Origin of the sequence: Bhargavaea cecembensis (genome assembly GCF_001619585.1) — a bacterium.
In the GTDB taxonomy this organism is placed as follows: domain Bacteria; phylum Bacillota; class Bacilli; order Bacillales_A; family Planococcaceae; genus Bhargavaea; species Bhargavaea cecembensis_A.
In genome coordinates this window covers 427979-445654 of sequence record NZ_LQNT01000011.1, presented here as the reverse complement: position 1 = coordinate 445654, position 17676 = coordinate 427979, and the positions used below count along the sequence as shown (strand labels likewise).

Here is a 17676-nt window from a genome sequence, read left to right as displayed (position 1 = left end):
GTGGGCGGCACGGGGAGTGCCGCGAAATATGCGTAAATTATTTGCTGGAATATTGTTTGCCGGCCTGCTTGGCCTGGCGGGATGCGGCGGGGAGGAAGCATTGCCCGAACCGGAGAATGAGGCGGCTGCCGCCGAAGAAACGGACGGTGGAGGAGAGGATCCTGCTGTTGCTGATGCCGAAGACCTCATCGACCCGGCTTTCCGGGTGGAGGAAGGCGACATTATCGGCTGGATGAAGACCGGCCCGGGGCCGTACGGAGGCGACCGGTACGATGAGGCGGCGGTCCGGGAAGAAATGGACAAGTGGCCGGAGGGCCTCGAACCCGAGGACTACTTCCGTGCCATCGTCTCGCTGACATCCGCCGACTACCGGAAGTATCAGGAAGTCCTCGATGAGACGGAAGTCGCGTTCTCTGAACTGACCGGAACGCCTGGCAGTGAAGCCGCGACTGAAGCTCCGGAAAATGAACCGGCGCTTAACATTCAGATTCTGCTGGATGCAAGCGGAAGCATGGCGGGTCAGATGGAAGGTCAGACGAAGATGGATCTTGCCAAAGAAGCCATCACCGACTTCGCGGAAAGCCTGCCGGATGAGGCGAACGTCTCTCTCCGGGTTTACGGACACGCCGGCTCCAACCAACCTGACGGGAAGGAACTTTCCTGTACGACGACGGAAGAAGTGTATCCGCTCGGTACATATGAAAATGGAGCCTTCAGCGAGGCACTTGCCGGCATTTCGCCGACGGGCTACACGCCGATCGGCCTGGCAATGGATCAAGCGGCAGCCGACCTGGAATCCCGGGAAAGCGATGCACAAAACGTCGTCTATGTGGTCAGCGACGGCAAGGAGACGTGCGGCGGCGATGCTGCCGCCGCTGCAAAACGCATGCAGCAGGAAGGCATTCAGGCAGTCGTGAACATCATCGGCTTCGACATCGGAGAAGACGAGCGGCAATCCCTCGAGGCCATCGCCGAAGCGGGCGGCGGGGAGTACCTCCGCGCAGACACCGCTCAAGAACTGAGGGATACATTCCGCGAAGAGCGGACCGTCCTGATCAATGAATGGAACAGCTGGGTCGTAGACAATTTCAACACTAACAATAGCGAGGTCATTGATTATGTGAACGACTCGAACGAATATCAGATCGAAGCCATCAACTTGCTGAATGAGGAACAGCTCAGGCAAAACGAGCTTTCCCGCTACCTGAAGGAGCGGATGGAGGACATTGACGATATTGAGATCCGGAGAATGATCGTTGATCGAGCACTCCCGATGCGGAAACATGTGAACGACGGCTTCCTGGAAATTCGAAAGGAAGCAGTGAAGAAGGGCCTTGAGATTAGGCAAGATGTTCTGAAGAAGGGCAACGAAGAGAAGAAGAAGCTGATGGAAGAGGACGGAGACTGATCGACTATCCGTTTCATCGCGAACCTGGCGGTATCCACGGCTACCGGTCACTTGGAGGCACCTTCCTCGGCGGCTGCCTGTTTTCCGGATGGCAGGTGGGCAGAACGCTTTACCTTAATAAACAGTGGGGGATGAGAACGATTCAGTTAACAGAGAAAGAAGCGGGAGCACATAGAATCTGCCGGGCAGGCCTTGTAATCATGGCGGCCATATCATTTTCGTTTTTCATCGGTTTGAACATCGCCGGCCTTTCGGTGCTCATCGGAATTCTGTGTTTTATTTTGAACCGGAACCGTTCTGCCGACAGTAGCCTCAGCGTGACAAATGCGGGACGGCATCTCAAAAGCGGATCTGTCTGGCTCCTGCTCCTGCTTCCTCTTGTGATGAATGGCCTTTCAATCGGCGCATCCACCTATATCATGCCTACTTTCAATGAACATCTCAGAGAACGGATCGCCCTCATGGTGGCGGAAGTTCCGCTGGCTGTCCTTGCATTGCAAATTGCGCTGCTGGCCCTCGGTGAAGAGATCGCATGGAGAGGGTTTTTCCAGAAGCAGCTTGGCCGGCTGGCACCCGCCTTGCCTGCAATCTTGGTCACTTCCATTGTTTTTGCATTGGGGCATGCTGCGGCGGGCGATTTCATGCTGGTTTCCTATGACCTGGTGTTCATCTTCATCAACAGCATGCTGTACGGTTTCATTTATCATAAAACCGGCAATCTGTGGCTCAGTTCGGCCTCCCATTTCATCGCCAACCTGGTGGTGATTCTCGTGCTGATGCAAATCTAATACTTGAAATTTTCCAACTCCTTGCCTGAAAATAGAAGAGGTCTACATAAGGGGAGGGAATTGCTGTGAAGGTACTGACACTGGTCGGCAGCCTGCGGAAGGAATCGTTCAACCGCCGGCTGGCCGAGACGATGCAGGAACGCTATCAGGATAAATTCGAGATGGAAATCGCCGATATCGGCGCGCTGCCCCATTTTGACCAGGACGAGGAACTTGATCCGCCTGCTGTTGTAAAGGACTTCAAGCAGAAAGTGCTTGATGCGGACGCGATCATTATCGTGACGCCCGAGTACAACTGGTCGGTCCCGGGCGTCCTGAAAAACGCGCTGGACTGGACGTCCAGGGGGGAACGGGTCATGGTCGGCAAGCCGGTCTTCCCGCTGGGCGCCTCGATCGGCATGGCGGGTACGCTCCGGGCACAGATCCACCTGCGCCAGATCCTTGTCGCGCCCGGTGTCTCCGCAAAAGTATTGCCTCCGGGCGGCAACGAAGTGCTCGTCAATTTTGCCCAGCAGAAATTCGAAGGCGAATCGGGCGGCCTGATCGATGAATCCACGCTTGATTTCCTTGATCAGAAAGTGGATGCGTTTATCGAGTTTGTGAAAGAGGGATGAGAAGCTCGTCTGCAGCCGGGAGAAACCCCGGCTGTTTTTTTATTGGAGACCCTGCGAGTTTGAAGAATAACCTTCCGAGTTTGAAGAATAAGTGTCCGAGTTTGAAGAATAGGTGTGTGAGTTTGAAGAATGCGCGGGGAGGGTTAAGATTAGCTCTCACATGAGCCGGATCGGCGAATGTGAAGCAACCCCTTATCTCAGCTAATATTAACCGAACTCCCAACCTGCGGTTTCAACGGTTCATTTCCCGGGAAACTTATTCAGCAGGAGGGGATACCGGATGAAATTGCATGAACCGATGCCGGAACTGTCCGGCGCAACCGATTGGCTGAATGGCGAAACGACGAAGGCCGAGCTAGTCGGCGAGAAACCGACGCTCATCCATTTCTGGGCTGTAAGCTGCAACATCTGCAAGGAAACGATGCCCGAAGTGAATGAGCTTAGGGACAAGTACAAAGACGATCTGAATGTCGTGGCGGTCCACATGCCGCTTACCGGTGCGGACAACGACATGGACAAGGTCCGGGAGACGGCAGACCAGTACGGCCTCACCCAGCCGGTATTCGTCGACAGTGAGTACAAGCTCACAGATGCTTTCGAGAACGAGCTTGCTCCGGCCTATTATGTCTTCGACAGGGAAGGACAGCTACGCCACTATCAGGCGGGCAGGACCGGTCTTGATATGGTGGAAGACCGGATCGAGCGCGTCATCGAACAATAAGAAGAGGCCCGGTGCATCAGCGCCGGGCTTTTTGATGCGGGCCCGGACATAGTTGCCGGGCGGCGGGGCATATGATAATCTGGACTCAACTTATATCGGAAAGGGATGACGAATGGGAAGATGGACAAGTGACGGAGCGCTTTAGACGAATCGAATGCTTATTTCGAACGTCGGCGGGATCCGTCTGCCCATTTTTCCATCGTCATCCAGAAGCACAGCCGCATCAATGCGGTTTGTTTGGCGACGCGTAAAATGAGGCGTTATTCGGATCCCTCCGGCCACTATGGCCGGGGGGGCTTTTTCGTGCCCTCCGGGATACAGGGAGGAATTTAGATGTTGCTGGGACGACTGGAGGAACTCTCCGTTGCGTACGGGGATGTCACGATTTTTGAGCAGGTGTCGGCCGAAATTCCGGAAAGCGCGGTCATCGCTCTTGTCGGGCCGAACGGTGCCGGAAAATCGACGCTGATGGAACGGATTGCGGGCAGCAGGGAACCCTCTTCGGGGCTTGTGCGCTGGAACGGGAAGCGTCCGTCCATCACTTATTTCCGGCAGGAAGAGGCTTCGCCGGACCTGTCTGCCGATACAGGCGAAGTGCTGGCCGAACGGAAAAAATGGCGCCTATCCGAAGGTGTTGCATACAATACCGCGAGCGGGGGTGAGCGGATGAAGCTCCGGCTGTCTGCCGCCCTGGCGGAGCAAAGCCGGCTCGTGCTGCTCGATGAGCCGACCAACCACCTCGACAGGGAGGCACTGGAGCGGCTGATCGGGCAAATCAGGGGAAGCCGGTCGACCTTCATCGTCGTGTCGCACGACCGGCATTTCGTCGACCGGGTCGCAGACCGCATTTGGGAGCTGGACCACGGCACCCTCACCGAATACGAGGGCAACTACACCGATTACCGGAACAAGAAGGAAGCCGCGCGCGCCGCGCAGCAAAAGCATTACGAACAGCAGCAGAAAAAAGTTGCCCGGGTCCAGGAACAGATCGATCAGCTGTCGGACTGGTCGGACAAGGGACATCGGGAGTCAATGAAAAAGGGCGAAGGCAGGATGGGAGCCAAGGAATACTTCCGGATGAAGGCCAAGAAAAAAGACATCCAGATCCGCTCAAAGCGCAGACGTCTAGAAGCCGAGCTGGATCAGGATGGCGTCGAAAAGCCCGCAGAGGAGGCATCGGTCACGTTCGACGTAAAAGGCGGGCAGCGCAAGGGCACGCGGGTATTTGAACTCCGGGATGTCTCGAAGTCTTATGGAAACCGCACGCTTTTCCGCGCTGTGCGTCTTACCATCCTTTCCGGAGAACGCCTCGCCCTCCTTGGGCCGAACGGTTCGGGAAAGACGACGCTTTTCCGCATGCTTCTTGGTGAGGAGCCGTATGAAGGGGAGCTCTGGAGGACGGAAGGGATGACGATCGGCGTCCTCAGTCAGTCGGTGCTCGATCTGCCGCTTGAGGAAACCATGAAGGCCTACTTTTCTTCAACCACCTACGAACAACAGGGAAAGCTGCGGACCGACCTAGCGAACCTTGGCTTCAGCCCGGAGCAATGGACGCTCCCGCTTTCACATTTGAGCATGGGCGAGCGGCTCAAGGTGAAGCTCATGCGATTCATCCTGGAAGGCACCGATGTCCTGCTCCTCGACGAGCCGACGAACCACCTCGACCTGCCGTCCCGCGAGGAACTCGAGCGGACGCTCGGTACATTCCCGGGAACGCTTCTGTTCGCCTCGCATGACCGGTATTTCACGGAAAAGCTCGCGGACGGCATCCTGGTCTTCGGGGAAGGGACTGTCCGGAAACTGCTGATGGGCCCCGCTGAATGGGAAGAAAAGCGGAGTGTGACAGGAGAGCAAAGGGGCGGCAAGGTGCAGGAAGAAAACCGCATGCGACTCGAAACCGAGCGCCAGGCCGTACTCGGGAAACTCAGCCTCCTAATGCCGGGTGACCTGGAATATGCCGGGCTGGACCGCCGTTTCCTGGAGCTGACCCGCGAAATCAGGCAGCTTGAAGAATGCCGGAAAGGCAATTGAACCATTGAAAACCGGCCATTGTTCTGCTATTCTTTCCTTAATATTTGAATTTTCTTTAAATTAAGGGGGTAGGTGCAATGGTTAATAGACTGATCGGCAATCCGGCACCCCGCTTTGAGATGAAGGCCGTCCTCCCGAGCCGGGAATTCGGCACCGTCAGCCTGGAGAAAAACATGGCCAAGGGCAGATGGACGGTTCTGATCTTTTATCCGATGGATTTCTCGCTGGCAAGCCCGGCAGAACTCACGGCATTTTCCGACCGGCAGGTGGAGTTCGCGGAACTGAATGCCGAAGTCATCGGCATCTCGACCGACACGGTCCACACCCACCTCGCCTGGGTCGGGCTCGCCCGCAGGAACAATGGTCCCGGCGGGCTGAACTTCCCGCTCGCCTCGGACCGGAAGCTCGCCGTTTCCCGTGCTTACGGAATGCTTATTGAAGAAGAGGGCATCACGCTCCGGGGCCTCTTCATCATCAGCCCGGAAGGCGAACTGCGCTTTCAGACTGCCTTCCGCGAAGACATCGGCCGCGACGTCGATGAGGCGCTCCGCGTGCTCCAGGGCCTGCAAGTGGACGGCCGCCGTGCTGCGAACTGACTTGGGACGGGGACCTTTTAAACAGGAGGAGATCTGATGAAAATTCGCACACCGATGCCCGAACTTCATGGCGCAACCGAATGGTTGAACGGTGTGAGGACAAGGGCGGACCTCGTCGGTGAACGGCCGACGCTGATCCATTTCTGGTCCGTCAGCTGCAGCTTCTGCAAGGACATGATGCCGCACGTCAGTGAGATCCGGGACAAATACCGTGACCGGCTGAACGTCATCGCCGTCCATATGCCCCGCTCAAGGGAAGATACGGACCCGGTGAAGGTAAGAGAATCGGCTGCGGTACACGGAATCACGGAGCCGGTATTTGTCGACGGAAGGAATAAACTGACCGTCGCATTCCGTAACCAGTATGTGCCCGCCTATTACGTCTTTGATAAGAGCGGCCGTCTCCGGCACTACCAGGCGGGCGAAGGCGGCATGCCAATGTTGGAGAAGCGCATAGACAGACTCCTTGCGGAATGAAAAAAGCAAGCCGGCCGCACCCTTGAAATGGGGCGCGGCCGGCTTTTGTTCTGAAGAGCTGAATCGTCCCGTATACAAACCCGGCTTCCAGGCTGTCATTCCCGAATAGGGACACCGGCAGCCGCGGTACCGGCTGACCTGGTCTCCAACTTCACCTTTGTCACTGCTAGCGAGGCAATCAGGATGAGTTCGAACAGATTCGTCGCAGCGTCGCTCGGGATGTCCGGGTTGAACATGCTGCCGAGGGTCATGATGATTGTCCCGGCAAGCATCCACCAGGAACCGGCCTTCCATGCAAGGAAGATTCCGGCGACCAGAAGCGCAGCGAGGACGATCAGGATCATGGCCGGCGGTCCGCTTGCTTCAGCCGCTGATGAGTAGCTCAGCACGCCATAGCTTTCACTTTTCTCCAGCTTGAGGCCGCTCAGCACGGTGGTGTATTCGACGACGACCGCTGCGATGGCAGCTGCCCAGAACAGCACGGCCGCCCAGCTTTTTTGTGCCCATCCGATCCCTGCCTGACGCATCGCGCCGAGCGAGAACAGGATGAGTGTAGGCGTCACAATGGCATGTAGCCAGAAGCGGGCGGCGTTCAGTCCTTCCAGAAGGGTGCTTTCACCGATCAGGCCTCCGATTGCCAGAATGCCATTGTCATAGACGAGGGCCAGCATGACGAGCAGAAGCGCACTCATCAGTGTCAGGTAACGCTGCTTTTTGACTGCCCAGATCAGCAGTCCGAGATAGGCAAGGGCAAATGCCCCGAAAATATAAGGATCCATTCCATCACTCCCGTGTCCGGATTCGGACAGTTTGTTCCACTCTTCCCTTTAGAAGGACTGACGGAAACCTTTCATTGTTATATAACAGTGGTGTGGTTGACCTTAACGGGCGCTGTCCGTTTTGGCTTTTCTCGGCCAGATAAAATACGAAAGGGAGAGGGCAACGTCGATGGCGGCCACGAGGGTCCAGACTTTCAGGATCTGCAGGAGGACCTCGGTCTGCCCGGGGTTTCCTGCAAGGTAGATCAGGAGAAACAGGTAACCCCCGCCGAGCACCCAGGCAAGCACATGCAGGAGGCTGCCCGAAAGTTCATACCGGGCATGGTCGTAGCCGTACCGCTTTGCCGGTTTGGGCCCTTTTTTCATGATGTGGTAAAGGAAACGCTCATCCGCCCACCGGATCATCCGTTTGCCGAAGGTGAGAGAGACGCCGAGGTAGATGGCGGCGATGCCATGGGCAGCCGTGGCAGTCGCATTGTTTGCGAGGATGTCGTAAGTCGTCGCAATCAGCAGCGTCAGGTCGAGCACCGGCGTCATGGCGAGCAGCAGCAGTCCCAGCCGTTTTCTTCCAAAAAGATAGCGGGTGACCAGGCCGGCGGCGATAAACACCCAGAAACCGATTTCCACGGCAATGATCAGGTAGGCGATGAGACTCATGTTTGCACTCCTTTTTTAATACATCTGTGTTATTTAGATTTTAGCATGCCGCTTTTATTTAGCACAAGTGTTTTATTTAGAAATGGATGATATACTAGAGATATGCCAAAAATCGTGAATCATGAAGAGCGGCGCGAGCAGATCGCAGAGGCCATGTGGCGGGTCATCCTGGAGAAAGGCATGGAAGGAGCGACGGTGAGGAATATTGCCGGGGAAGCAGGGCTTTCAACGGGCGCCCTGCGGCATTATTTCAAAGACCAGGATGAACTGCTGGTGTACGCGATGCGCCTGGTCAATGAGCGCGTGGAAAAACGCGCGCTGAATATCCTGCAAGAGGAACTTCCTCCCAAAGAGAAAGTGATCCGGGTACTCCTCGAGATTGTGCCGGTAGACGAAGAGCGCCGGGCGGAAATGGATGTCTGGTTCACCTTTCAGGCTCATGTCCGACACCGGAAGGACCTGGAGGGCGCGCCGGGCCATGCGCTCCGCGGTGCCGTCACCAAGCTGTTTGCCTTCCTCGGCCATGAAAAGGTGCTGAGGGAGGATCTGGACATCGAGCTCGAGGAGGAGAGGCTATATTCCATCGCCGACGGGCTTGCGCTCCATGCGTTTCTTGAACCGGAGCGGCTCGCGGCTGAGAAGGTGGAAGCGCTCATCCGGGATTCAGTCGGCCGGATCTGCAGGTAATTCCGTCGCTTGCAAAATATTCTGCCCATGATATAGTGGGTGAAAACTGAACATGAACTGCCACTGGGGGAGCCTTTAGAAAGGCTGAGACGCGCATGGGCTGCGCGGACCCTTGGAACCTGATCCGGATCATACCGGCGTAGGGAAGTGGGGCCCTCAGCTTTTTGCTGTATCCGAATGCAGATTCAGGCCGCCTTCCGCGTTGATCCGGAAGGCGGCTTTTTCATGTTCTCCAACCAGGAAAGGGGACGGAGAAGATGGGGTTTTGTGAACGGGTACGGCGAGAGTGCAACGGAATTTGGGAGGCGAGCTTCCGGCATCCGTTTGTCGAGTCATTGGCGGACGGAACACTCGAAGAGGACGTCTTCCGCTTTTATGTGCTGCAGGATGCGTATTACCTGTCACATTTTGCAAAAGTCCAGGCGCTTGGCGCGGTGAAGGCGAAGGACTTGCTGACGACACAAAGTTTCGCGAAGCATGCCGAAGCAACATGTACCGCGGAACTGGCGCTTCATGAGGAATTCTTCACGATGCTTGGTGTAACGCCTGAAGAGCATGCGGCGTTCCGGCCAGCGCCGACCGCCTACGCCTACACGTCACATATGTACCGGGCGGCAATCGAGGGGGACCTTGCCGATGTTCTCGCGGCGCTGCTTCCATGCTATTGGCTGTACTGGGAGATCGGCGAACGGCTGAAGGGCGCCGAGCTGGGGCACCCGATCTACGATAAGTGGATCGAGACTTATGGCTCTGAATGGTTCTGCGGGCTGGTGAACGAACAGATCGGCAGGATGAACCGGCTGGCGGAAGGACTGCCGGGAGAGCGGGTCCTGGAGCTTGCGGAGCGCTTCCGGAAGAGCAGCATCTATGAGCTTAATTTCTGGGAGATGGCCTGGACGAAAGAACAGTGGGAAACGTTAGAAAAGGAGGGCGTCCGATGAGTCATCTGCTGTCGGAACTGCGTGAAAGACGGCCGCTTGTCCACTGTATGACGAACATCGTCGTCGCGAACTTCCAGGCAAACGGGCTGCTTGCACTTGGTGCCTCTCCGGTTATGGCGGATGCACCGGAGGAAGTTGAAGAAATGGCAAGCGCCGCTTCCTGCACGGTGCTGAATATCGGCACGCTTCATCAGGAGTCGCTTGAGACGATGGAAATGGCAGGCAAGGCGGCGAACAGTGCGGGAACTCCCGTGATTTTGGACCCTGTCGGTGCTGGCGCAACCCGGTTCAGAAGGAAGGCTGTCAGCCGGCTTCTGGGGTCGGTGGATGTCGCGCTGATCCGGTGCAACGCAGGTGAACTTGCTGCAATTGCGGGAGTGGACTGGAAGGCGTCCGGTGTGGACGCGGGAGAAGGTGAAATGAACGTGGAGGCTGTTGCTGCGCAGGTGGCACGGCAGCACGGATGTCTCGTCGCGGTGACGGGGGAAACGGACGTGCTGACGGACGGGGAGCGGGCTTTGCGCATCAGCGGCGGACATCCGGTCATGAGCCGGATCACCGGTGCCGGCTGCTTGCTGAGTGCGGTTTGCGGGGCTTTCCTCAGTGCCGGCAAAGAAGATCCGTTCCGCTCTGCAGCTGTGGCACTCACCTTCTACAAGTCGGCGGGAGAGCGGGCGGCTGAGGTTTCAGAGCTGCCGGGAAGCTTTCTTCAGGCATTTATCGACCAACTGGCACTTCTTTCAGACGGGGACTTTGCGGTTCCGGAGCTTGTTAAGGAGGTGCGCGCATGACGGGGGTGGCACTAACAATTGCCGGATCGGATTCGGGCGGCGGTGCCGGAATCCAGGCGGACGTGAAAACTTTCCAGGAACTTGGTGTGTTCGGTACATCCGCGCTCACCGCAGTCACCGCGCAGAATACGCTTGGTGTTCACGGCGTCTGGCCGCTCGGCCCGGATGCGGTACGGGCACAGATGGAGGCTGTGTTTGCCGACTTTGATGTCTCGGCTGTAAAAACCGGCATGCTGTTTTCTGCGGAGATCATCGGAGAAGTCACTGCCGGCCTTGCCGCGGCAGGAAGCCCGGTGCTCGTCGTGGACCCGGTCATGATCGCAAAGGGCGGCGCGCATCTGCTCCGGGAAGAGGCCGTGGAGGCGATGCGGGAGAAGATCCTGCCGATGGCCACGGTCATCACGCCCAACATCCCGGAAGCGGAAGTGCTTGCCGGGATGACGATCCGGAATCAACAAGACATGGAAGAAGCCGGCCGCCGGCTGATTGCACTCGGCTCGCGGGCTGTGGTGGTAAAGGGCGGCCATCTTGAGGGAGAAGAGCGGGCTTGCGATCTGTTCATGGATGGCAGCGGTGAGCGGTTCTGGCTGTCGGCGGAGCGGATCCGGACGAATGACACCCACGGCACGGGGTGCACATTCTCTGCGGCGCTTACCGCCTTTCTTGCAGCCGGGGACCCGCTTGGAAAAGCTGTTGTGGGAGCCAAGCGGTTCATCCACGCGGCGATCTCCGACGGCCTCGGTCTCGGTGCCGGCCATGGCCCGACCAACCACTGGGCCTACCACCGGGCGGGCAACGCCCTGAAGGGAGAGGTGCTCGTTGATACGTGATAAGCTTGGCGTTTATTTCATCATGGGCAGCCGGAATGCCGGCTCGCGCGATCCACTTGAGGTGCTGGAGGCAGCGCTGAGGGGCGGCATCACCTGTTTCCAGCTTAGGGAAAAGGGGCCCGGTGCGCTTGAGGGAAGCGAGCTGCGCGCGTTCGGTAAGGCTTGCCGGGATCTTTGCCGTGCTCACGGTGTCCCGTTTATCGTGAACGATGATGTCGGTCTTGCGCTCGAGCTTGAGGCGGACGGAGTCCATATCGGGCAGGAGGACGGAGACGCAAGGGAAGTGCGCAGGCAGATCGGCAACAGGATCCTCGGCGTATCGGCACACAATTTGAATGAAGTCAGAGAAGCTGCTGCCGCGGGTGCGGACTATGTCGGCATCGGCCCGGTCTACGGGACAACGTCCAAGCCGGACGCCCGCCCTGTATGCGGCACACAGCCGCTCCGGGAGGCGGCTGAGGCATTCCCCGGGCTTCCCTCAGTCGGCATCGGCGGCATCACCGCAGACAATGCCTGGCCAGTCATCACAGCGGGTGCAGCCGGTGTCTCCCTTATCACGGCAATTTCCCTGGCGGCCGACCCGGAGCGTGCAGTCCGTGGCATTCGGCAGACGGTTGAAGAAGCGTTTGAGCGGAAGGGGCGTGTCTTCAAATGAAATGGAATACAAAGACACTTGTTCTCATGACCATGTTCACGGCCATTGCGGTCGCAGGCTCGGTGTTTGTATCCTTCCCGGCGGGCGTGGCACGGGCCTATCCGGTCCAGCACGCGGTAAATGTCATCGCGGCCGTCTCGCTCGGTCCGGGCCCGGCCGTCGTAATCGCGTTTCTGACGGCGCTAATCCGGATCCTTACCGGGACCGGTTCGCTGCTCGCTTTCCCGGGTGGCATGATCGGTGCCCTCCTGGCAGGCTGGCTGTACCGGAAGACGGGCAGGGCGTGGACGGCATCCGCCGGCGAAATGGCCGGAACGGGTGTTATCGCCTCGCTGCTCGCAGCACCTTATGCCAATCTTCTGATGGGCGCATCGGCCGGTGTTCTCTTTTTCCTTCCGGCTTTCCTCGTCTCGAGCATCAGCGGTGCGCTGATCGGCCTGGCCATCGCGATGCGCCTGGAGTCGGCGGGCCGGCTGCCCGTGATCGGGGAGCGCTCATAGAAGGACGACAAGCGCTCATAGGAACTGAGTAAGCGCTCATAGAATGGCCGGGAACGCTCATAGAATCCGGGCAGGCGCTCATAGAATGATGCGGGAGCCCGGCGGACAGGCGGTGGTTACCATTAGGCTTCACCCACCTTCTGTTAGCCCTAATAGTAGCTCGATAAAAGGCGGAGGCAGCATGCCTCCGCCTTGCTTTAACTGCTTATTGACCACACTGGTCAACATGCATATACTGGTATTGACCAGTGTGGTCAATGGCCAACTGCAGAGCGGGGTGAAACGATGAAAGAAGCGTTCAGGCGCCTGGAGAGCGAACGGCAGGACGAAATTCTAAAGGCTGCCATGCGTGAGTTTGCGCAAAACGGATTCGATAAAGCGTCGACAAACCGGATCGTCAAGGATGCCGGCATGAGCAAGGGAATGCTCTATTACTACTTTGAGAACAAGGAAGATCTGTTCCGGGATTGTATCGGTTATGCACTGGACCATATGGAACAGAGCCTGGAGGACTGGATCGGTACGGAGCGGGAGGGATTCATCGAGCGGATGGCCCGCATCGCCGAGGCGAAGCGACGATATTTCACGGAGAACCCTGAGGTTTCCGAATTTGTGGCGGTGATTTTCCTGTCGCCGGATGTGCCCGCGCCCTTCAAGGAGAGGCTGGAGTCGCTCGGTGAGGAAGGGAAGCGGAAGATGTTCGACGGGCTTGATCTGTCACGGTTCCGCAGTGACCTGCCGGCGGAAACGCTCATGAGGCTCGTCCAGTGGACGTTCGACGGCTATGCGCGTGAGACTGAGGAGCGGATGAAGGCGGAAGGGATGGATTTTGCAGACCTTGACCGTTACTGGGATGAATTCAGCGGCTATCTGGATGCGATGAAGACGATCTATTACAGGGGGGACCGGTCATGAGCGTGCTGGAACTAAAGGGGATCACGAAGCGGTTCGGGAAGTTCACCGCGGTGGAAGAGGTATCATTCGAAATCCGGGAAGGGGAAGTGTTCGGGTTCATCGGGCCGAACGGCGCCGGCAAATCGACGACAATCCGGGCCATTATCGGCGCGATCAGCCCGACGTCGGGGGAAGTACGAATTCATGGAAAGCCGGTTGCCGTGCAGCCGGACTACCGGAAGTACATCGCCTACGTTCCCGGCGATGTCCAGCTCTGGCCGAACCTGACCGGCGGAGAAGTCATTCGTTTTTTCATGAAGATGAGCGGAAATGCTGATACGGAAAAGATGGAAGCGCTGATCCGGGAGTTCCGGCTCGATCCAAAAAAGAAATGCAAGACCTATTCAAAGGGGAACCGGCAGAAAGTCGCATTGATCTCGGCATTCCTGTCCGATGCAGACCTGCTCATTTTCGACGAGCCGACAACCGGGCTCGACCCGCTCATGGAGCGGACGTTCCACCGCCAGGTGCTCGCAGCCAAATCGGAGGGCAAAAGCATCCTCCTCAGCAGCCATATTCTCTCGGAAGTCGAGAAGCTGGCCGACCGGATCGCCATCATCCGTGAAGGGAAAATCATCGAGACCGGCCGGTTCAGCGAACTCAAGCACATCACGCGCGTGCACTACCGGGTCCGGACGCCGGATGATCTGGCGGAGGTCGGACGCATGAAGGGGGTGCATGAGTTCAGGCAGGAAGGCCCTGAAGCAGAGTTTCTTGTTGACGCGGACAGGGTGAAAGGAGTACTCGGTGTGCTGAGGGGCTACGAATTGGATAGCCTCGAGACACTGCCTCCGAAGCTCGAGGATATTTTCATGCGCTATTACGACACCGGGAGCGGTGCGTCATGAGGCACTATTTCCGCCTTTCCATGAAAGACACCCGGTTCCGGATTTTCTGGTGGATCTTCGGCATCGCTTCACTCACGCTCATGATGCCGCCTGCGTTCCATGGGCTCTATCCGACCCAGGGGGACCGGGACGTACTGAAGGCGACGATGGAAAATCCGGCTGTCATCGCCATGACAGGACCGATCCAGGAAGGCGACTACACACTCGGCGTCATGTTCTCGCATGAGATGGCGGTATTCATGGCAATTGTCATCGGCCTGTTCAATATCATGATTGCGAACTCGCTGAGCCGCCGAAAAGAGGACGATGGTCTGCTTGAAGTGGTGCTGTCCAAAAACATCACACGTGGCGGTGTTTTTTCGGCGCAGGTTTTACTCGGCCTCCTGATGAACGCCATCCTCGCGCTTGTGCTGTTTGCTGGCCTCCAGTCGTTCGGCTATGAATCGATGGAGACCGCGGACAACTTCCTGTATGCTGCCCAGACATTCGGCTTCGGCCTGTTTTTCTACGGCCTGACATTGCTGATTGCACAGTTGCTGCCATCAGCGGACTGGGCGTTCGGCATCATGCTGGCCGTGCTGCTCCTCGGCTATGCGTACCGCGCTGCGACTGATGTGGCGGCTCCCGATCTTTCCGTCATCTCGCCCTACAACTGGATCAGCAGGCTTTCGCTGTACAGCGAAAATGAGGTTGTCTGGCTTGTCCCGTTTTTCCTGGGACCGGTCTTTCTGATTGCCGCCTGGCTGCTGTTCAGAAATCGGGACCTCGGGGATTCGGTCATCAGGCTGCAGGTGAACCGCCGCATCCGGAACATCGGAAGCCATCTGCGCCTGGCATTTACCCTGAGCCGGACACTCATCATCAGCTGGCTTGCCGGATTACTGCTGCTCGGCGCAAGCTACGGCTCCGTCCTCGGTGATCTGGAATCGTTCATCGGCGACAATGAGATGCTCCGCCAGATGGCCGGAGAGGGAGGAAGCGGCCTGACCGTCCAATTTGTCGGGACGCTCATGGTGATCGTCACCATTATCGGACTCGTACCGCCGCTGATGGTGATGGGAAAGCTCCTGAAAGAAGAGCGCCGCTCTCATCTAGAAATCCTCGGCACACTGAACATCAGCCGCTTGAGAATGATGGGAGATTACATGATCCTCGCATTGGCGACAGGGGCGCTGTCTCTGTTCCTCGCAAATGCCGGAATGTATGCGGCCAGTCTCGGAGTGGAGGGTATCGGGCTCACATTCCGTGATTACACAGTGAGCACGCTCAATTACATTCCCGCGGTCATGCTGTTTACCGGGCTGTCCGCCTTCCTGATCGGCCTCCATCACCGTCTTCACGTGATTGTCTGGCTGTATCTGTTTTACAACTTCTTGGTCTGCTATCTCGGCCAGCTGTTGGGCCTGGACGACATCTACCGGATCCTGACGCCATTTTATTACCTCAATGAAACACCGAACGAAGCCGTCAATCTGACGGCCTGCCTGGCTGTCGGGGGCGTCGGATTGCTGCTGATGGCACTTGGGCATCTGCTGTTCAGGAAAAGGGATCTTTCATAAGCGGGAGCATTTCCCGGGAAAACATTGATAGACCCGACATGTGGTTTAAAAGCGGAGGCGCTTGGCCTCCGCTTTTGGTCATTCAATTAAATGATCCATGTGCATTGCTGTTCAGTCTTTTATTGTGTGTACAGGTTCGCTACGCTGTGTTCAGGAGGGGATATGTATGAAAGGACTGCCGGCAGGAAAGGTGTTTCTCGTTGCCCATGACGACAGATGGAAAGAATCATTCCGGGAAGAGGCGGCTTTGCTCCGGCAATTGCTCGGCGAGCAGATTGTTGCGTTTGAGCACATCGGAAGCACGGCAGTGACGGGCCTGAAAGCCAAGCCACTAGTAGACCTGCTCGTTGGGCTGGACGAATTGGCTCAATACGACAGGTTCGACTTTAAGTCGCTCGGAGCCCATGGCTTTTACCGGCTGCGGAACGAGCCGATTGAAGGAAAGGAGATTATGGCGAAATTCCGGCAGCTCGACCCGCCGGTCAAGACCCATGTCGTGCACATTGTTGATCACGGTGGTGACTGGTGGAAAAAACATATCCTGTTCCGGGACCGGCTTCGGGAAAATCCGGAGATTTCTGGAGACTATGAGCGGCTGAAGCTTGAACTGGCAGATCGGTATCCCGGTGACGAGCGTGCCTATGCCGATGGGAAATTGGAATTCGTCGAACGGGTAATTGCAGGGAACTAAAAAACCCCGCACGAGGCGGGGGGGAATCACCTTTCCGGGTCCTGCGGTCCTTCGGGAAACAGGAACCAGGAGAGGACGCCGCTCAGGAGGGCAGCGCCAATTGTGATATACATGCGGTGTGTTCCGGGTATGTCCTGGAATTCCTTATTCAGATACCACCAGGCCAGACCGGCGACGATGAGCATGATGGGAATGGCAAATTTAAGTGCTCGTTTCAATCGGAGTCATCCTTTGTGTGTTGTTGACCCGATTTTACCACAACGGATCAGTAGCGGCCGCCCGGGAAGGATCCTGGTCCCCCAAAGCCTGGTCCGCCAAAGCCTGGTCCGCCAAAGCCGGGACCGGAAGAATCTGCCCAGATTTCGCGGCCTGGGACCGTTCTTTGGGACTCGGTGAAGTAGTGGCGCGGTACGTTCACGACGTTCTGCCGGTTGACGTTGACAATCGGATGGATGACCGGCACTTCGCACTTTTTGAAGGTGTCATGGAACCGGTACATCGGCGGGCAGACGATCGGTTGCCTGACACACCTGTGGCAACTGCAGCCGTGACCATGGTGATGGTGATGCATGTGTCGCATCATGGTAAGCACCTCCTCTCTCTTCTTATTACATGCATGACTGGCGGAGGCGGATGGACACTCGTCACGTCCCGGTCCTGTTTTGCCGCATGGCGGACGGGGAATACTTGAAGGAGAATCAAGACAGTCCGGAAGGAGGCATTCCGAAATGAAGAAAGAACGTGTTGTGCTGTTCGACGGAACCTGCAATTTCTGTGACAAAAGTGTTCAATTCATCATCAAGCGGGATCCTGTCGGGCACTTCAGTTACGCATCGCTCCAGAGTGATGTCGGCCAGGAATTGAGGGAAAAGCACAAGATTCCGGAAGATGTCGACTCGATGGTCCTGATCGAAGGAGACAAGGCGTACACCAAGTCCACTGCTGCCCTTCATATTGCGAAAAAACTCGACGGCCTCTGGCATTTGGCTTTCCTCTTCATCATCGTGCCAAAACCGATCCGTGACCGCGCCTACGACTATGTCGCGGAAAACCGTTTCAAGTGGTTCGGCAAAAAAACCGAAGAAGAGGCCTGCAGGCTGCCGCCCCGGAACATCCGGGAACGCTTCCTCGCATAATGACCGCGGAATT

22 protein-coding genes and 1 riboswitch are annotated in these 17676 nt (G+C 57.2%); of the genes, 18 read left to right on the top strand and 4 right to left on the bottom strand.

Annotation, left to right across the window (positions count from 1 at the left end; all coding sequences use genetic code 11):
* Window positions 1-28 precede the first annotated feature (28 nt).
* The 7 genes from AV656_RS13010 to AV656_RS12980 all read left to right on the top strand — a co-directional run bounded on the left by AV656_RS13010 (window position 29) and on the right by AV656_RS12980 (window position 6635).
* Window positions 29-1408, top strand: a complete 1380-nt coding sequence (locus AV656_RS13010) for a VWA domain-containing protein (protein ID WP_063182645.1) — start codon at window positions 29-31, stop codon at window positions 1406-1408.
* Between the two features lie 200 nt (window positions 1409-1608).
* Window positions 1609-2196 (top strand): CPBP family intramembrane glutamic endopeptidase, encoded by a 588-nt coding sequence (locus tag AV656_RS13005; RefSeq protein WP_197462255.1) that lies wholly within the window; start codon window positions 1609-1611, stop codon window positions 2194-2196.
* A 65-nt stretch (window positions 2197-2261) separates the two neighbouring features.
* Window positions 2262-2810, top strand: coding sequence for an NADPH-dependent FMN reductase (locus AV656_RS13000; RefSeq protein ID WP_063182641.1), 549 nt, complete (start codon window positions 2262-2264; stop codon window positions 2808-2810).
* 280 nt (window positions 2811-3090) lie between these two features.
* Window positions 3091-3531, top strand: a complete 441-nt coding sequence (locus AV656_RS12995; RefSeq protein WP_063182639.1) for a TlpA family protein disulfide reductase — start codon at window positions 3091-3093, stop codon at window positions 3529-3531.
* Between the two features lie 333 nt (window positions 3532-3864).
* Window positions 3865-5562: a ribosomal protection-like ABC-F family protein gene (gene abc-f, locus AV656_RS12990; RefSeq protein WP_063182637.1), complete on the top strand. Its 1698-nt coding sequence runs from the start codon at window positions 3865-3867 to the stop codon at window positions 5560-5562.
* Between the two features lie 77 nt (window positions 5563-5639).
* Window positions 5640-6158, top strand: coding sequence for a peroxiredoxin (locus AV656_RS12985; protein WP_063182635.1), 519 nt, complete (start codon window positions 5640-5642; stop codon window positions 6156-6158).
* Window positions 6159-6194: 36 nt separating this feature from the next.
* Window positions 6195-6635, top strand: coding sequence for a TlpA family protein disulfide reductase (locus AV656_RS12980; protein ID WP_063182633.1), 441 nt, complete (start codon window positions 6195-6197; stop codon window positions 6633-6635).
* A gap of 95 nt (window positions 6636-6730) precedes the next feature.
* Here AV656_RS12980 and AV656_RS12975 read toward each other — a convergent pair whose 3' ends face one another.
* Window positions 6731-7414 carry a hypothetical protein gene (locus AV656_RS12975; protein WP_063182631.1) on the bottom strand — a complete coding sequence of 228 codons (684 nt, stop codon included), beginning with the start codon at window positions 7412-7414 and terminating at the stop codon, window positions 6731-6733.
* Between the two features lie 102 nt (window positions 7415-7516).
* Window positions 7517-8071, bottom strand: a complete 555-nt coding sequence (locus AV656_RS12970; protein WP_063182629.1) for a hypothetical protein — start codon at window positions 8069-8071, stop codon at window positions 7517-7519.
* Window positions 8072-8173: 102 nt separating this feature from the next.
* Between AV656_RS12970 and AV656_RS12965 the strand changes: the two genes are divergently transcribed.
* The 10 genes from AV656_RS12965 to AV656_RS12920 all read left to right on the top strand — a co-directional run bounded on the left by AV656_RS12965 (window position 8174) and on the right by AV656_RS12920 (window position 16527).
* Window positions 8174-8758, top strand: a complete 585-nt coding sequence (locus AV656_RS12965) for a TetR/AcrR family transcriptional regulator (protein ID WP_063182626.1) — start codon at window positions 8174-8176, stop codon at window positions 8756-8758.
* A gap of 55 nt (window positions 8759-8813) precedes the next feature.
* A riboswitch (TPP riboswitch) is annotated at window positions 8814-8921 on the top strand.
* Between the two features lie 94 nt (window positions 8922-9015).
* A complete protein-coding gene (gene tenA / locus AV656_RS12960; protein WP_063182624.1) occupies window positions 9016-9699 on the top strand; it encodes a thiaminase II in 684 nt (227 codons plus the stop codon).
* Window positions 9696-10490 carry a hydroxyethylthiazole kinase gene (gene thiM / locus AV656_RS12955; protein WP_063182623.1) on the top strand — a complete coding sequence of 265 codons (795 nt, stop codon included), beginning with the start codon at window positions 9696-9698 and terminating at the stop codon, window positions 10488-10490. Before tenA ends, thiM begins: the two co-directional genes overlap by 4 nt.
* Window positions 10487-11320, top strand: a complete 834-nt coding sequence (gene thiD / locus AV656_RS12950) for a bifunctional hydroxymethylpyrimidine kinase/phosphomethylpyrimidine kinase (protein ID WP_063182621.1) — start codon at window positions 10487-10489, stop codon at window positions 11318-11320. The genes thiM and thiD overlap by 4 nt, the downstream gene beginning before the upstream one ends.
* Before the next feature lie 22 nt (window positions 11321-11342).
* On the top strand, window positions 11343-11975 hold the full coding sequence (gene thiE, locus AV656_RS12945; RefSeq protein ID WP_063183003.1) for a thiamine phosphate synthase: 633 nt from the start codon (window positions 11343-11345) through the stop codon (window positions 11973-11975).
* A complete protein-coding gene (thiW, locus tag AV656_RS12940) occupies window positions 11972-12475 on the top strand; it encodes an energy coupling factor transporter S component ThiW (RefSeq protein ID WP_063182619.1) in 504 nt (167 codons plus the stop codon). The genes thiE and thiW overlap by 4 nt, the downstream gene beginning before the upstream one ends.
* 285 nt (window positions 12476-12760) lie before the next feature.
* The gene (locus AV656_RS12935; protein WP_063182617.1) at window positions 12761-13390 is read left to right on the top strand and encodes a TetR/AcrR family transcriptional regulator; all 630 of its coding nucleotides are present in this window, start codon (window positions 12761-12763) and stop codon (window positions 13388-13390) included.
* Entirely contained in the window at window positions 13387-14277 is an 891-nt protein-coding gene (locus AV656_RS12930) for an ABC transporter ATP-binding protein (RefSeq protein ID WP_063182616.1), read from the top strand. Before AV656_RS12935 ends, AV656_RS12930 begins: the two co-directional genes overlap by 4 nt.
* Complete coding sequence (locus AV656_RS12925) at window positions 14274-15836, top strand: ABC transporter permease (RefSeq protein WP_063182614.1); 1563 nt, start codon at window positions 14274-14276, stop codon at window positions 15834-15836. Before AV656_RS12930 ends, AV656_RS12925 begins: the two co-directional genes overlap by 4 nt.
* Before the next feature lie 166 nt (window positions 15837-16002).
* Window positions 16003-16527 carry a GrpB family protein gene (locus AV656_RS12920; RefSeq protein WP_063182611.1) on the top strand — a complete coding sequence of 175 codons (525 nt, stop codon included), beginning with the start codon at window positions 16003-16005 and terminating at the stop codon, window positions 16525-16527.
* Window positions 16528-16553: 26 nt separating this feature from the next.
* Here AV656_RS12920 and AV656_RS12915 read toward each other — a convergent pair whose 3' ends face one another.
* Together AV656_RS12915 and AV656_RS16185 are read right to left on the bottom strand one after the other, a co-directional pair.
* On the bottom strand, window positions 16554-16745 hold the full coding sequence (locus AV656_RS12915) for a hypothetical protein (RefSeq protein ID WP_063182609.1): 192 nt from the start codon (window positions 16743-16745) through the stop codon (window positions 16554-16556).
* A 47-nt stretch (window positions 16746-16792) separates the two neighbouring features.
* A complete protein-coding gene (locus tag AV656_RS16185) occupies window positions 16793-17110 on the bottom strand; it encodes a hypothetical protein (protein ID WP_156484862.1) in 318 nt (105 codons plus the stop codon).
* Between the two features lie 145 nt (window positions 17111-17255).
* Here AV656_RS16185 and AV656_RS12905 point away from each other — a divergent pair, with 145 nt between their 5' ends.
* The gene (locus AV656_RS12905) at window positions 17256-17663 is read left to right on the top strand and encodes a thiol-disulfide oxidoreductase DCC family protein (RefSeq protein WP_063182599.1); all 408 of its coding nucleotides are present in this window, start codon (window positions 17256-17258) and stop codon (window positions 17661-17663) included.
* Window positions 17664-17676: the final 13 nt, after the last annotated feature.